Source organism: Candidatus Rickettsiella isopodorum, assembly GCF_001881495.1.
Lineage (GTDB): Bacteria > Pseudomonadota > Gammaproteobacteria > Diplorickettsiales > Diplorickettsiaceae > Aquirickettsiella > Aquirickettsiella isopodorum.
Genome location: NZ_LUKY01000033.1, coordinates 380,652 through 396,659 on the forward strand (window position 1 = coordinate 380,652; position 16,008 = coordinate 396,659).

Annotated in this window: 11 protein-coding genes; 5 read left to right on the forward strand and 6 right to left on the reverse strand. The window is 34.3% G+C overall.

The genetic code is table 11. The features are described 5' to 3' along the window. The first annotated feature begins 95 nt into the window (after window positions 1–95). Both A1D18_RS05680 and nth read left to right on the forward strand, forming a co-directional pair. Complete coding sequence (locus tag A1D18_RS05680) at window positions 96–746, forward strand: S24 family peptidase (protein ID WP_071662818.1); 651 nt, start codon at window positions 96–98, stop codon at window positions 744–746. Window positions 747–912: 166 nt separating this feature from the next. Beyond that, window positions 913–1,551, forward strand: a complete 639-nt coding sequence (gene nth, locus A1D18_RS05685) for an endonuclease III (RefSeq protein ID WP_071662819.1) — start codon at window positions 913–915, stop codon at window positions 1,549–1,551. A gap of 36 nt (window positions 1,552–1,587) precedes the next feature. Here nth and hemC read toward each other — a convergent pair whose 3' ends face one another. The 3 genes from hemC to A1D18_RS05700 all read right to left on the reverse strand — a co-directional run bounded on the left by hemC (window position 1,588) and on the right by A1D18_RS05700 (window position 4,777). Next, window positions 1,588–2,529: a hydroxymethylbilane synthase gene (hemC, locus tag A1D18_RS05690; protein WP_071662820.1), complete on the reverse strand. Its 942-nt coding sequence runs from the start codon at window positions 2,527–2,529 to the stop codon at window positions 1,588–1,590. 16 nt (window positions 2,530–2,545) lie between these two features. Beyond that, the gene (locus A1D18_RS05695; protein WP_071662821.1) at window positions 2,546–3,439 is read right to left on the reverse strand and encodes an acyltransferase; all 894 of its coding nucleotides are present in this window, start codon (window positions 3,437–3,439) and stop codon (window positions 2,546–2,548) included. 144 nt (window positions 3,440–3,583) lie between these two features. Beyond that, window positions 3,584–4,777: a D-alanyl-D-alanine carboxypeptidase family protein gene (locus tag A1D18_RS05700; RefSeq protein ID WP_071662822.1), complete on the reverse strand. Its 1,194-nt coding sequence runs from the start codon at window positions 4,775–4,777 to the stop codon at window positions 3,584–3,586. A gap of 292 nt (window positions 4,778–5,069) precedes the next feature. Here A1D18_RS05700 and A1D18_RS05705 point away from each other — a divergent pair, with 292 nt between their 5' ends. The 3 genes from A1D18_RS05705 to A1D18_RS05715 all read left to right on the forward strand — a co-directional run bounded on the left by A1D18_RS05705 (window position 5,070) and on the right by A1D18_RS05715 (window position 10,474). Continuing rightward, window positions 5,070–6,155: a hypothetical protein gene (locus A1D18_RS05705; protein WP_071662823.1), complete on the forward strand. Its 1,086-nt coding sequence runs from the start codon at window positions 5,070–5,072 to the stop codon at window positions 6,153–6,155. A gap of 168 nt (window positions 6,156–6,323) precedes the next feature. Next, entirely contained in the window at window positions 6,324–8,054 is a 1,731-nt protein-coding gene (locus tag A1D18_RS05710) for an autotransporter assembly complex protein TamA (protein WP_071662824.1), read from the forward strand. Further along, a complete protein-coding gene (locus A1D18_RS05715; RefSeq protein ID WP_071662825.1) occupies window positions 8,051–10,474 on the forward strand; it encodes a translocation/assembly module TamB domain-containing protein in 2,424 nt (807 codons plus the stop codon). The genes A1D18_RS05710 and A1D18_RS05715 overlap by 4 nt, the downstream gene beginning before the upstream one ends. Before the next feature lie 14 nt (window positions 10,475–10,488). Here the strand turns inward: A1D18_RS05715 and A1D18_RS05720 are convergent, their stop codons facing one another. From A1D18_RS05720 to A1D18_RS05730, 3 genes are read right to left on the reverse strand one after another with little or no spacing between them, the layout of a single operon-like run. Continuing rightward, the gene (locus A1D18_RS05720; protein ID WP_071662826.1) at window positions 10,489–11,574 is read right to left on the reverse strand and encodes an undecaprenyldiphospho-muramoylpentapeptide beta-N-acetylglucosaminyltransferase; all 1,086 of its coding nucleotides are present in this window, start codon (window positions 11,572–11,574) and stop codon (window positions 10,489–10,491) included. A gap of 8 nt (window positions 11,575–11,582) precedes the next feature. Continuing rightward, window positions 11,583–14,591, reverse strand: a complete 3,009-nt coding sequence (locus A1D18_RS05725; RefSeq protein WP_071662827.1) for a mechanosensitive ion channel family protein — start codon at window positions 14,589–14,591, stop codon at window positions 11,583–11,585. Window positions 14,592–14,599: 8 nt separating this feature from the next. Next, complete coding sequence (locus A1D18_RS05730) at window positions 14,600–15,958, reverse strand: amino acid permease (protein ID WP_071662828.1); 1,359 nt, start codon at window positions 15,956–15,958, stop codon at window positions 14,600–14,602. Window positions 15,959–16,008 lie beyond the last annotated feature (50 nt).

Sequence of the window (16,008 nt, forward strand, 5' to 3'; positions counted from 1 at the left end):
CCCGCCGCTGAGGGTTAATTTAGGCTCGTTTGTCAGCGTTGGAAATTATCAGCATGGACAGGTAAAATTACCGCTAATTAATAAGTGAAAATGATATGAAAACTACTAGTAGCATGAGTAAAATTCTTAAAGGATTAATGGCTGAATTAGGAATTAATGAATCGGAACTAGCACGACGCACTGGTGTAGGCCAACCAGTAGTACATCGAATTTGCTCAGGAGAAACTGATAATCCTAAAGTCGCTACTTTAAGCCCGATTGCCAATTTTTTTGCTATCTCTATTAGTCAGCTCATTGGGGATGAACCCTTATCCGCCGATCGCATTCCTGGTACTTTTAATCCTGACGCTCAAGGCTGGCGTCAAATACCGTTGCTCACCTGGCCACAAGTGCTATATTGGCCTAATCTTCCTGAAAAATTAGCCCCTTTGCCGACCATTTCTACTGATATTAATATGAGCCAGCATGCTTATGCCGTTTCTGCTAGAGATACCACGATGGAACCTCGCTTTCCAGAAGGAACTATACTTCTTATAGACCCCGATCTAAAACCGAATAGTCTCGACTTTGCCATTATTCACATAGAAGGGCATGATTTACCTAATTTTAAACAAATTTTGATTGATGGGGGACATACTATTCTTAAACCTTTGAATACTGATTTCAAAACTTTGCTATTAGATAAACCTCATCGATTTCTAGGTGTAATGGTGCAATCAAGAATGGATTTTAAAAAGAAAAAATAAACTTCTTATAAAAAATCCATGACTTAGTATTTTTCATTACCGATGGGAATAACTAAAAATAAGCTGATTATGTACCCTTTTAAGACTCGGGTGCAAGTTATAAAACCCTTTAAAATCCGATATTTTACGCTAAAATGTTATTATCTAATCCTTAAAAAATATAGACATGAATCAAAAAAAACGTAGGGCTATTTTTCAGCGTTTTCATGCTTATAATCCCCATCCAACAACAGAATTAACTTACTCTTCACCTTTTGAACTATTAATTGCAGTAATTCTTTCTGCACAAGCAACCGATAAATCAGTTAATAAAGCAACCCAAATATTATTTACTAAAGCAAATTCACCTAAAAAAATAGCCTCATTGGGATTACCTGGTTTAAAAAAATATATAAAAACTATTGGTTTATATAATACTAAGGCAAAAAATATCATAAAAACCTGTAAAATTTTGCTGGAGCAATATCAAGGGAAAGTCCCTAATAACCGTGAAGCTCTGGAAAGTCTACCGGGTGTTGGACGTAAAACAGCTAATGTAATCCTTAATACTGTTTTTCATCAACCCACTATTGCCGTCGATACGCATATTTTTCGAGTATGTAATAGGACTGGTCTTGCCCCAGGAAAAACACCATTGGCCGTTGAAAAAATGCTACTAAAAGTCGTTCCTAAAATTTATTTAAAAAACGCTCATCATTGGCTAGTGTTACATGGGCGTTATATTTGTTTGGCCCGTAAACCCAAATGTCCTGAGTGTATCATTCAAGAGCTTTGTGAATACCCTCACAAAACCCTACTTAAATAATTAAAACGCTTAGATACTCTAATCAAATGGTCGAGCTCAAGAATTTATATTTAAAATTTCCTTTAAAATTTCCTCAACACCAAAATCACGTAAACTCTGCGCTGCTAAAAATCCAATTTTTTCTGCTTCAACTATAGATCCTTGTTTCTCAACTTTTATAAGTTTAGTCCCATCTAAATTTCCAACTAAAGCCTGTAGACTTAATTGACCATGACTCAGCATAGTCGCATAAGCCGCTATAGGCACTTGGCAACTGCCTCCTAATTCTCGGCTTAAAGCTCGTTCAGCTAACACACAATAATAGGTATCCGAATGAGTCAATTTAGAAATATAGGTCAAGCTTTCACCATCATCTACCCGGCATTCGATCCCTAAAGCGCCTTGGCCTGGCGCAGGTAAAAAGCAAGTGGTTTCTAAATACTCGCTGATACAATCGGTTTTTTTTAAACGAATAAGGCCCGCAGCAGCCAAAATTATTGCGTCGAATTCACCTGCTGCCAATTTATCGATACGAGTTCCTATATTTCCTCTTAATACACTCACTTGTAAATCAGGGCGCAAAGCCAATAATTGCGATTGACGACGTAAACTTGAAGTGCCCACACAAGACTCAGGTGACAACTGAGTTAATGCTTGATCAGATCTCGAAATCAATACATCGCGAGGATCATCACGTTTGCATATGGCACCTAATGTCAAACCTTCTTCTAAATCCATAGGCAGATCTTTCATAGAATGAACGGCTATATCTGCCTGGTAGTTAAGTAAAGCTCCTTCTAACTCCTTAACAAAAAGACCTTTACCACCTAGTTTACTTAAAGAACTATTTTGTTGCCTATCTCCTTCTGTAAGCAAAGGAAGTAGAGTGATTGTTAAAAATGGAAAAAGTTTTTCTAATTGTTCTTTAATGGTATTGGCTTGCCAATAGGCTAAAGGACTTTTTCGAGTAGCTATACGTAGAATTTTTTTTTTATTCAAAACTCACCTCAACTTTTTAAAAATTTTGCAGTTGAGTTTTGATAAGCTGATCTTTTCTTTCCCATAATTCGTTCAGTTTTTTCTGGAAGTATATTCGGTATTGCCGATCATTTTCGTAATCACCTAACCAATCTTTAGTAATAGGTATTGTCTCTATATCAATAATTATTTTTTGTATGTTTCCTGATAAAAAATCTAGTAAGCTCATTTGCTGGGGTGGATAAATAATCGTGACATTAAGAATTTTATGAAAGAAATCACCCAAAATAGCAAGACTAAAAGCCATACCTGCTGCTTTTGGACGTAATAAATACTGGTAAGGAGAGGCTTGTAAATCGTGTTTTCCTTGCGAAAACCGCGTGCCTTCAACAAAATTTGCCACAGTAGTTGGTATAGTCTTAAATTTAGCACTTGCTTTTTTAGTTTCTTCAATATCCTTATTTTTAAGTTCTGGATGTTTGGCTAGTCTCGCTTTGCTATATCGATGCATAAATGGGAAATCTAATAACCAGCATGCCCAACTTGCTATTGGCAAAGTCCAAAGTAATTCCTTTTTAAGAAAAAACTTCAAAGGTGGAATTTTACCGCTAAAAATATACTGCAAAATAAGTATATCTGCCCAGGACTGATGGTTAGAAATGAGTAAATACCATTCTTTAAAATGTAACTGATCTAATCCTTTTATCTCCCATTTAATGGGGGTTATCCATTTTAAAAAAAAATAATTACTGCGTAACCAAACCACATGTAAAGACTCCATTAATTTTTTGGTCAGTTGTCGCCATTTTTTTACAGGGATAATAAATCGTAATAAACCTACACTCGCTAATGGTATAAACCAGACAGTAAGAATAATGAGATATAAAGTCGCCGTGAGCCCTGCTCTTAAGAGCTTATATAAATGTTTCATAAATGTTTCGCACATTCCGATTAATTATGAGTGCGCATAAAAGAAAAGAGGCTTACAAATAATTAAAAAGAAGGTAAAGAATAAATTTTTACAAAAAGTAAATTAATACCTTTTTGAATTAATTTTACCTTATCTATCAAAAACTTAAATCTTATTAAATAATAAATTAGTACGATCGACTAAACTACGCCATATCCCACCCTTTGATAAATTTTCTAATGCAATGAGCGGCGCTGATGCAATAGGTTTATCATTTAATACGACATTGATTTGACCAATGATCTCTCCTTTTTTAATCGGTGCTTTTAAATGAGGAGCAAAAGTCATCGTCGTAGTAGGTTTTTTATTTGATCCTAGAGGAAGTGTTGCATAGAGCGCTTTTGCCAAACCCACTTTAATTTGAGGGCGTTGACCAAACCAAATTCTAATTGTAGCTAAATTTACCTCCGCATTATATAACTTACGTGATTCAAAAAAACGAAACCCATAAGTCAGTAATTTTTGACTATCTTGCGCGCGCATTTCATCCGAAGGCGCGCCCATAACGATAGTAATTAAACGCAAACCATTTTTTTGACCTGAAGCAGCCAAACAAAAACCTGCTTCATCGGTATGTCCCGTTTTAATGCCATCGACATCAGGATCACGCCATAATAAGCGATTGCGATTAGGTTGTTTAATCCCATTATAAGAAAACCATTTTTGTGAATACCATTTATAGTCTTCAGGGAAATCAAGAATTAATGCTCGGGCTAAAATTGACATATCACGTGCAGTGGAATAATGATTAGGATCCGGTAACCCATCGACATCAACAAAATGTGTATTTTTCATTCCCAGTCTTGCCGCTTGCTGATTCATTAAATTAACAAAAGCCTCCTGGCTTCCAGCGACATACTCTGCCATAGCGACGCAGGCATCATTACCCGAATCAACTATCATTCCTTGCATCAAATCTTGCACACTAACCTTATCACCGACCTTGACAAACATTTTAGAACCGCCTGTTTTCCAAGCTGCTTCACTAATAGTGACTAAATCAGTAGGATGTATTTGACCTTGCTGCAAAGCCATAGACACTACATACGATGTCATCATTTTGGTTAAGCTGGCCGGCGCCACCCGCTCATCAATATTTTCACTTGCTAGAATTTTACCGCTATAGGCATCCATCAATAGGTAAGCCTTAGCATTTACGCTAGGTGCTATCGGTGTCAATGTGGGTTGAGCCGCTGCGGGAGCTGTTATAGGGATCACTGGATCAGCTTTACATACTGAACCCAACAGCCCTGCCACTAAAAATAATAAAGTAAAACATAGTGAATATCGCTTAAACATGATGTAAACGCCTTATACAATTTAGAATTAATGCGGTTTCGGTTATATACTAATATTAGCTTTTAATATAAGTCCAGATAAAAAGAGTATGCAAGTCATTTTAATGGTTTAATAATATACTGCAAATACTTGATTATTTACAGGATAATACCGTTTATTACCCCCATACTTTACGAGTGTAATTTTCATTCTAAACTTTATTTTCATTCTACTTTAAGATAAAGTACTTTTGGGTTTCCTATAAGGAAAAATTTATCCTCAATAAAAAATTTGTAGGAAAAAATATAAGGCCATGAGTAAACCCTATCTGAAAATATCAGAATCTGCTAATTCTTTTTTCCAAAATGCCGTACTCAGTACTATCTTTGTATTTAAATCAAACATTTACCAAATAGGTTCAATATTTGAAAAAACTCTTGCCCCAATTTTATTTCCACTTGTTATTGTACCTGATGCTATAGGCAGTTTGTTTGCAATATATCATTTCGTCCGCGCTAAAAATAAGAATTTAGGTAAAACCTTTGACTTAATTCATGCTCCAATTAAAGGCGTATTAGTTTTCACTGCCATTTTTGCTGGGCTTAGTCTAATTTCTGTACAAAGTTTATTTCTGACTGCGGTTGGCTCCAGTGTCATTTACCATCTTGGCTTATCGATTTTTCATGTCTATCATTGGTTTAAATCAGAAAAAAATTCTCCCGCTAACGCATTGCATAGAAATCATACTATCAATAATTTTATTGCAACTACTATAGCGGGAATAGTCATTGCGGGTATTATTTTAACAATGGTAATAGCCCCCTACTTAGCTGCTACTATTTTAGCAGTAGCAGGTATAACAATAGCTAGCATGCTCATGCTAACGACTGCTTTTGCAATTTTTAGGAACTTTAAAAATCCTCCGCTCTATCCAACCATCAACCCAATCCTAGCGGATGAAAACTCTGGAACGTTTGGCGATTCAGCTTCATTAACTTTCACCTTATCTGATGCAATAGTATCGTCTTCCCAACAAACACAAAATTCTAACTATTATCATCGCAAATTTCGTTCTGAAAAATCATTTAATAACCAACAGGAAAATAGAGTTTATCTTCTTGAAGAAATTGAAAATAAAATCCAAAGTCTTAATTATCAAATAAAAAGTTCTAAAACTAACTTTTTTAAATGTATTTGGTCAGAAAAATCAAAACGTACGATTAAACTAGGTTATCTTGAATCCCTCAAAAAAGAATTAGATGCGGATGATCATGGACTAAGAAAAAACCAACCTAATCCTTCAAATAAAGCATTTCAATCCTTTTTCAAAGCGGTAGGAGATGTCGAAGATATTGGCCAAGCTATAGAACTTTTTTTTCAAAAATACTATCCAAGCTAATTTGTAAGTCTTTTGATTACAAATGGATCGCGCGCTTCCGTTCCACCTAAAAATAGCTATTTTTCCTGAAAAAATCATTAAAATCATTAAAAATAATGTTTTATATGCCATTTTAACGCCTACTTCCTTTACTTATGGACTTATATTAGGTATTTAATTAAACCTAATATGATAAGAAAAATAAAATTGGCTATAGCTGGTTTCGCTATTTTAAACATCCTTTGTGCTTCTTCTGGATATGCAGCATATCCTCACGTGGCTTACCAAATACAGGGCTTAAATCAAGACCTTATGAGCCCTGTTCAACATCGGCTTGATCGAAGCTTACAGACTTTAACACAGCCTTCAACTGAAGATATCCAGTTCTGGTATCGACAGTCTATCTCAAACATCAAACAAACCTTGGAAGCCTATGGTTATTTCAAACCCTCTATTAAGCATACATTTAAAAAAATTGATTCAAGCTGGGACGCTAGTTATCAAATTTCTGTCGGTCCTCCATTAAAAATTACTACTTTACAAGTTTCAGTCGAAGATGAAGAAGCAAAACAAGACCCAAAAATAACAAAATTAATTGATGACTTTCCACTGCATGTAGGTGATGTTTTTCAAAGTGAAGCCTATGAAAATGCCAAGCAAAAATTACTCGCTAAGCTTGTTGCCAAAGGCTATCTTTCTGCCTATTTTTCTAAACATACTATTTTAATTAATCGTCAAGCTTATACAGCTAAGCTCATTCTGACTTTAAATACGGGACCACGTTACTATTTCGGCCCTATCACTTTCCAACAATCCATACTTAACAATAGTTTATTAGAGCGTTACATTCCTTTTAAGCGGGGCGGCACCCCTTATTCTTCAATCCAACTTTTAAAACTACAAGATAATTTAAACAAAAGCGGATATTTTCAAAACGTATCGATTCGTGATTCTCAGATAAGCAAACTAAATAAAAATTTGCCCGTTACTTTTATATTGACGCCACGTCCATCCCAACAATATACAGCAGGAATAGGCTATGGAACAGATGTGGGTATGCGTGGAACCTTAGGCTGGGAATCTCGTTACCTAAACAGGGAAGGCCACCGCTTAAGTATTTTTAGCCAATTATCTAAAATACAAAAGAGCCTACAAACAACTTATACCATTCCTGGAAAACATCCCAATACTGATAATTATAATATTAATTTTGCTATCGTCAGAAAAAAACTAACTCAAGTAACGACTACCACACAACAATTAGGAATAGGTAGCATGAATAAATGGAAAGGCTGGCAACGTAATTTATTTTTAAATTATCAAATTGAACGTTTTCATTACCTTAATCGGCCAATGACTAACTCGCGTCTATTAACTCCAGGTATAAATTTATCCTACAGTAAATTTGATAATCCGCTTTTTGCACGGCATGGCTATCAGTTAAATTTTAGATTACAAGGTGCCGATCAAAATTTATTATCCAATACAAGCTTTTTACAAACAGAATTACAAGGAAAATACATATTAAGTTGGAATGATAACAGTCGATTCCTGTTTCGTAGTGACATCGGCTATACAGTAGCCTCTAATTTAGCCAACTTTCCTCCCTCGTTGCTTTTTTATGCGGGAGGAAGCCAAAGTGTTCGTGGTTATGCCTATGAATCCCTTGGCCCCGGACGTTATTTAATGACCGGTAGTGTGGAGTATCAACACCGACTTATCAATAATTTTTATGGTGCTATTTTCTTTGATGCTGGGAATGCCGTTAATAATTTCCCCGTGCACTTGCAAAAAGGGTCAGGTCTTGGCTTAGTTTGGGCATCCCCCTTAGGACCTATGGAAGCTACGGTAGGTAAAGCCTTGGATCTTCCTGGGCACCCCATAAGATTCCAATTTACGATGGGGTTTGATTTCTTATGATAAACAGCAAGAAATTATCTTGGGTTAAATGGTTGCTTAGAAGTTTATTAATCGGTGTTTTTTTATTAAGTAGCTATATCGTTCTAAACACAGAAAGAGGCTTAGAAACAGTCATATTAGTCGGAAAACAATTCTTGCCAGGTCAGCTAAAAATAAATGTTATACATGGCCGGCTGTTAGGTCCCATTCAGCTGAAAGAATTAAATTATCAAAATAGTAAAATTAACCTGTCTATTTCTGAGATAAAGTGGGAGGGTCATTGGCGCAATTTATTACAAGGAAAATTAAATTTAGGGCCAATATTTATTGATAAATTAAATCTTTTTATAAAACAGAAATCTAGTCAAAAAAAATCAAAAACTTATCGGAAAAAAGCCTTTCAAATTCCAAAAATTTTTCATTTTTTAAACTTTGATTCTGTTGTTATTCATCAAATGAATATTCAAGCCGACAACATACGCTTAGAATTAAAAGGCTCCATTCAATCGCAATGGCACATTAATTGGCAGTTAACTATTAAGAAACCGACAAGCTCTATTCCCAATTTACAAGGTAAAGTAGTTTTGCAAGGGTCAATAAGCGGAATATTTCAGCAGCCTGAATTTAACCTAATTCTTGAAAAAACAAATCTGAAGTGGAGAGAATGGCAATTCAAACAAATTCAAGCCGCATTAAATATAGATACTAAAAGCAACAAATGGCTTTTTAATTTAGCGACTACTCAGCTCAATAATAAAACCTTTAATCTTGCACCACTACAATTAAAATTATCTGGATCTTTAGCACCATTCTCTCTACAAGGAAATTTATCTGAATTTAAATTAAAGAGATTATTTCAAGACGGACAACTTACCAAGATAATAATCCCTAATACACAAATTAACAGTTACCTATCAAAATATGGATTAGAAACATCGCTCCAAACCTTTAAAGGAAATAGAAATCAATTATTTGCTTACTTATTACTATCCAATTATCAAGCACACTCATGGTTAAAATCGAAACAACCCATACATGCTAGCATTGATTTAAACTTCAAAGATTTAAATTTTCTGACACAATTATTTCCTAAGCTTAAAAATAATAAAGGGAGCTTTAATGCCCAATTAAAAATTTCAGGCTTATTGAATAAGCCTCTATTTAATCTAACCGTTAATTTACAACAAGCTAGTACTTATATTCCTGTTTTAGGCCTTAATTTAAAAAATATAAAATATCAGTTGCATACCGATAAAAATATTTTGCTCGGCAGTGGGCAAATTGACTCCGGAAAAGGATCCTTAAAATTCCATACTTCAACAAATTTATTAACACGTAATTTACCAACATTAATAGATCTTCAAGGAAAAGATGTCACTATTATTAATAATCCAGAATATCAAATTACCGCTTCTCCAAAATTAAAAATTAAAGTAAATACTCAACAAATTGAAACTGATGGTTATATTGTATTTCCAAAAGCTAGAATGAAAATTAATCCTAAAAATAATAATTTAATTGAATTATCTAACGATATAGAGTTTGTAGGAAAAAAGAAACAAGCTTTAATTTTACCATTTTCTTTAAAAAGTAAAATTAAAATAGAAGCAGGTAAAGATATTCTGTTGCAATATCAAGGGCTTAACACTAAATTAAAAGGTTCACTTACGATAATACAAGATTCGGATCATCCTGTATTAGCAACAGGGCAACTAAACCTTTTTTCCGGAGAATATAGTTATTATGGTCAAAGCTTAAAATTAAAACCTAGTTCTTCATTAAATTTTGCTAATACTCCCATTAATAATCCTACCATTAACATTACAGCTAGTCGAAATATTTTAATCTTGCCTGTACTATCTACTCCTGATATCTCTAATGAAGTTAAATCTAAACTTGGCTCTAACAATTTTATTCAATCCGCACTATTTTCTTCTCAATCTATGCCTATATCAGTAAATATAGGACTTTATGTGAGAGGAACATTACAAAACCCTTATATTATTTTATTTTCGAATCCTTCTAATATCATTAAATCGCAATTAGATATGCTTTCTTATTTAATTACCGGCCAGCCCAGTAATCAGTTAAGCGCAGCAAGTACACAATTATTATTAAACGCTGCTACCAATTTAGGAAGTGAAAAAAATAATATTGGTCAACTTATTAGTAAAGTTCAACAGAAAATGGGTTTAGATCAATTGACTATTGGAAGCAAACCGATTTTTGATCCGACTACAAATAGATTACAACAAAATACTTCGTTAATAGTTGGAAAAAATCTTTCGCCAAAACTTAATATCTCTTATAGTCTAGGTTTGCTGGATCAGATCAGTATTTTAGAAATAAACTACCTTTTAAATAAAAATTTTTCCTTACAAACCACCAGTAGCAACTTTGCTAATGGCTTAGACTTATTCTATAAATTGGAAAAAAATTAATGATCATATAGGTTCTATTGATTACATGAAAAGTATATTAACTTTTCAATAATAATTTGTATTCCATTAATCTGCTTGAGCTGGCTTAACTGATTTTTTAACTGATCCAAATTTTCATAGCTTTCAGACAAAGTCTTGAATAGTTTCTCGTCTGAAAATTCTTCGCCGTAGATAACCTTACTTAGACCTAGGTAAGCAAAATATTTTGCATTATCAATTTGATCTCCTCGGCTCGCTTTTTTTGATAAAGGTAACAAAATATGTGGCTTGTTTAAGGCTAATAACTCATAAATAGAAGTTGCACCTGCTCGACTAATCACTAAATCTGCACTTGCTAGAACATCAGCAAATTCATCTTGTAGATATTCGAACTGTTTATAATTTTTTATTCCTTCAAACGCAGGATTGGACTTATTTTTACCGCAAATATGAATGACTTGGAATTTTTTCGTTAGCGGTTCTATTAGACGATGTATGGATTCGTTCACAATAGTCGAACCTAAACCACCCGCCATAATTAATAACACCGGTTTCTGTTGATCGGTAAAACCACAAAACTTTAAACCCTTTTCAGGATTTCCATGTTTCAGAAAATCTCGAATAGGCATGCCTGTCAATAATACTTTACTTTTATTCTTAAAATACTTAGCAGTTTCAGGAAATGTAATACAAATCAATTTTGCAAAAGGAAAGCTAAGACGATTGGCTAAACCAGGGGTTAAATCAGATTCGTGAATCACAACTGGAATTCCATTTAATTTAGCTGAGATAACGATAGGCAAAGCAACAAAACCACCTTTGGAAAAAATAACATTGGGTTTAATTTTTCGGCAAATTAGGAAGCTTTGTATAACACCTACCACTAGCTGAAAAGGAGTTAATAAGTTTTTCCATGTCCAATATCGATGCAACTTACCCACCGTAATAGCATAGTAAGGAATGTTTAAGGATTTAATAAGTGAGTGCTCTATGCCTTTTTTAGAACCCACATAAAAAATATCTATACCCTTATTTCTTAACGCGGATATTAACGGTAAACTGGGTGTAACATGCCCTGATGAGCCGCCACCAGTAAAAATAATTTTAATTTTTTTTGTCATACACGAGCTTAAACCGCTGGATTGGAATTTAGCTCTAATTTACCTTCTAGGTGCACATCATGAGAGGCTTCTGGGGGTAAAATACCTTCGCCAGCAAAGCGCTCCCATAAGCTAAATAAAAACTGCGAACGAACACCCGAGCGTGAGCTAATATGATTAAGATCAACATAATATTCAACTTTAAATTCTAACAAAATTTTATCAATCTCTTTAAAATAAACCTCTGGCTTAGGATTTGTTAAAATTTTTGGTATCGTTGCCAACACTTCTAAAATAATATCTTTTATTCGTTGTGGATTATCCTTTCGATTGGTTTTTATAGTAACTAAAGCACGTACTACGCTATCACGATGTGTCCAATTAATAAAATTTTTACTGAAAATATCCGCATTAGGAACTAATAATTCTTGACGATCATCGGTTGTTACAGTAATCGAACGAGCTCCAATATGTGAAACTTGTCCATCATAGTTACCCACTGTCACCCAATCTCCCACCTTAACAGGCCTTTCAAGTAGTAAAAAAATTCCGGTAAAGAAATTATTAAATAAGTCCCTTAACCCTAATCCCACACCCAAGGAAAAAAGACCTAAAATTACAGAAATATTCCCCCAATTTAAACCTAAAATATTTAATCCAATCGTAATTCCAATAGCAATGAGCGTGTAGTGGGTGAAAATTGCCAAACTATTGCGTAAACCTAAATCCTTGGTATGTGAAAACAGCCAACGATAAGCAAACTCTCGAGACCAATGAGCTATCCAAATTAAAATCACCACTAATATCGCTAACTGTACTATCGTTAAGCCTGTTACCGTTGCGGTACTAGCTATTACAAATAATTTCATAGAGAGTAATTTTGCAAGGCTAGTATTCAACAACGGAACACGATCGCCCCAGCCATAAAGTTCAAATAAGCCCATTATTGATAAAATCAATAATGATAATTTTAAAATTTGATGGAATGGTTTTAATAAGGATTGGCTCCATAACCAACCATTTCTGAAATGGCGAATACATTGTTCAGAAGCCCAACGAACTAACTCATCTAAAAGACCTCTAAGCAATAAATAAGCTGTCAAAGCCACTAAAAATAAACCTTGGTAATGTGCAATAGCCCAAGCCAGTTCCACATAGCCTACTAACCCTATTAAGGCATTGGTTAATAAACTGAATGGGATTAAAAAGCTTAACCAGCGAATAACCCTTTTTAAATAAGCATGTTTGTTTTCTATGTAAGGTTCTAGCAAGGTGGGAACAACTTCCCAACTTTTCATCAATACTAAAGCCACGATAAGCAAAAACAACATAAATAAACGACCAAATAAATCTTGAACTTCATAATTGACAGGTAGTTGGTTAACCAAAATAGTCGCTAACGTCACTATGCCACCGATCAATAAGGTTGTTCGCAAGCGATAATAAAGTTTGACATCATGACCACTTTCATCCGTAGTATTTTCAAGTAATAAAATATGAGCGAGCTGAATAACTATACTAAATATCAAACAAACAACACTCATACTAATAATCAAAGAAAATAATTTGATAGGTATATTTAATAAAAACAATAGTCCAATTAATCCTGCTAATAACATAATTCCAGATAAATGACGCTGCAGCAATTGCAACACCACTATCACTGTTTGTGCTGAAAAAAAACCTCGGCTGCGTTGCTGTAAACGTACTCTATCCACAGCTAAAAATCGTCTTAGTTTTAACCAAGTAGCAAACCATATCAGCATACCAAAAAAAACAATTAACCATTGCCAGCTGGATACTAACTCCAACTTGTTAAAAACAGGTTCATAAAGCCCTGCTAATTTATCTATAGTCAGTGTAGGAATTTGAATAATGGTTTCTCCCAAACCAATCCAAGCATTCAAATTCCAGCCTGGCAAAGCTTGTCTATTGGCAAGTTGAAGTTTTAATTGTTTTGCTATAAGAATTTGTTGAGCATCCGCTTCTTTGGCCAATTGTTGCATTTTTATAAACAAATTTTGATAGCCGATCATAATTTCTTTTAATGGAGCTATTTTTAGCTGAGCATGTGCAAAATTAGGCACTCCTTCTTGCAGATCTTTATTGATTAAGATCCAATAATTTTTTAAAAATTTGATTTTATTGTGAAATAAGTCAATTGAAGTATTGATTTGCTCACTTAGATTTTCAATTTGATGCTGCAAATTACTAAGCGTACTTAATGATAATTTTTGATTAAATGCGGAAGCTAGATCTTGTAATTTATTAGATATTTTTTCCGTATTTAGTTCAGTCTCGAGTAAATTATTTTTTTCTTCTGCTTCAAATATATTAAACTCTATTTGATCGTAAGAATAATTATTGATAAACCCTGTTACTTCGGCTTTTTTTAATTCTTCATTCCATTGATTTAGACGTTGCATCCATTTTTGTTGATCTTGTTGTAAACGCACAGCTAACACATCTAGGGATTCTTGCCGATGAGCTTGTTGCTGTAATTGATAGTTTCTCTGTAAATTTTGTCGCCATTCTTCAGCAAAATTAATAGTTTGTTGTACCGTATCACGCGAACGTTGTAAAACCTTAATACGCTTTTGCTGTAAATTGAATAAATTTCTTCGTTCTTGTAAAATTTGTTGTAGTTGTGTCTGTTGTTGCTGAACTTCTTGGGAAATAGATAAACCCGGAGGTATTGAAACTTCCCATTGCTCAGGTGCATTTCGAATAGAGTCTTGAATTAAATCGGTGGATTGTTGGGTTGTTTTTAGACTTAAGCTGATACTTTCCAGATCAGCCTTTGCCATAGCAATCATTAAATCAAGATGCTCAAGGGATTGTTTGCTAATGATGGGTGATGCTATTTTTTGCTCATTACGCCACCCCTGAAATTTCTTTTTCAGTAAATCACTACGTGTCTGCTCAGCAACTAATTGTTGTTGAGTTAAACTCACTAAAGGAGATTCATTAAGCTCAGCATAAGCTGGAGAATAAAAACCTCCCAATAAAATAAATAATAAAACAAATAGTTTGTACAAACTATGCCTCAGGGTAAAGGTAAAGGTTGCTTTCCGTTTATAACGCCTATATTGGAGGAAGAACGCCATTTCATCCATACATATACAGGGGCACTACTCAATAATAACAATGTCCCATAAAATACAGTTTCTTTACCGGAACCTATGATAACCCAAAAGGAATAGATTCCAGCTAAAACTGCAATAATCACTGAACCAAATAATTTTCTACCTTTTTTAAAAAGCCCAGGATATTTTAAAAAAATAACTAACTCAGACATCGTAGTTAAAAAATAAGGAATCAGCGAGGCTAAAGTTGCTAATAAGATAATAATTGTAAATTGTTTAACCAAACTGTGATTTAGAGTCATCAATAATAGTAAGCTAATTAAAACACTAGAAATTATTAAACCAACAACTGGCGTTCCATTTTCTGATTTTTTTAAAAAAATACTAGGAAAAAGTTTATCTTGTGCTGCAGCTAATGGAATTTGACCTTGAAGTAAAATCCAACCATTTAAGGCACCTACACAAGAAATAACTGCCCCAATAGCAACTACAGTGCTCCCTATAGGTCCAAATATCACTCTTGCTGCATCAGCATAAGGAGCATTAGAATGCGCAAGTTCCGTTAACGGCATAACCCCCATCACTGTAATACTACTCAATATATAAACAACTGTCGCTATAATGACTCCCAAAATAGTCGCTTTAGGAATAGTATGATTAGGATTATCTACATGGTCCGCAGGTACGGAAGCTGATTCTAAACCAATAAAAGACCATAAAGTTAAAGTCGCTGCCCCACTAAATGCACTTAAGTTAGATTTACCGGATAAATTGAATGCGCTCAAAAAATGAGGATGAATATAAAAAATACCAACAAATGCAATAAGTAATAATGGGATCAATTTTAAAATAGTTGTCAATAACTGAAAAATACCCGCATGCCGAACACCTAGAATATTGATAAATGTCATTAACCAAACCAAACTAATACTAACCAAACAAGACCATAGCGCATTTTTAGCTAATAGTGGCCAAAAAAAGCTTAAATACCCTGTTAAAGCAACGACTATAGCCGCATTGCCTACCCAAAGTGCAATCCAGTAATTATAAGCCATTTGAAATCCAACAAAATCACCAAATGCTTCTCGACAATAAGCGTAAGGCCCTCCTATGAGTGGCATCACATTAGCTAGCTTAGCAAAGACTAATGCTATTAACAAAGCGCCCGCCGCTGTAGCGATCCAAGAGAGCAAACTAATACTTCCGTAAGCGGCTAAGGAGGCTGGTAATAAGAAAATCCCTGAACCTATCATATTACCTGTAACTAGCGCAGTTAACATCCACAGCCCTAATTTTTGTTGCTTCATCTTTTTGGACATTTTGAATCTAACCTCTGAGTTTTGCGCAGAATAAAACGCTGTGCCATTAT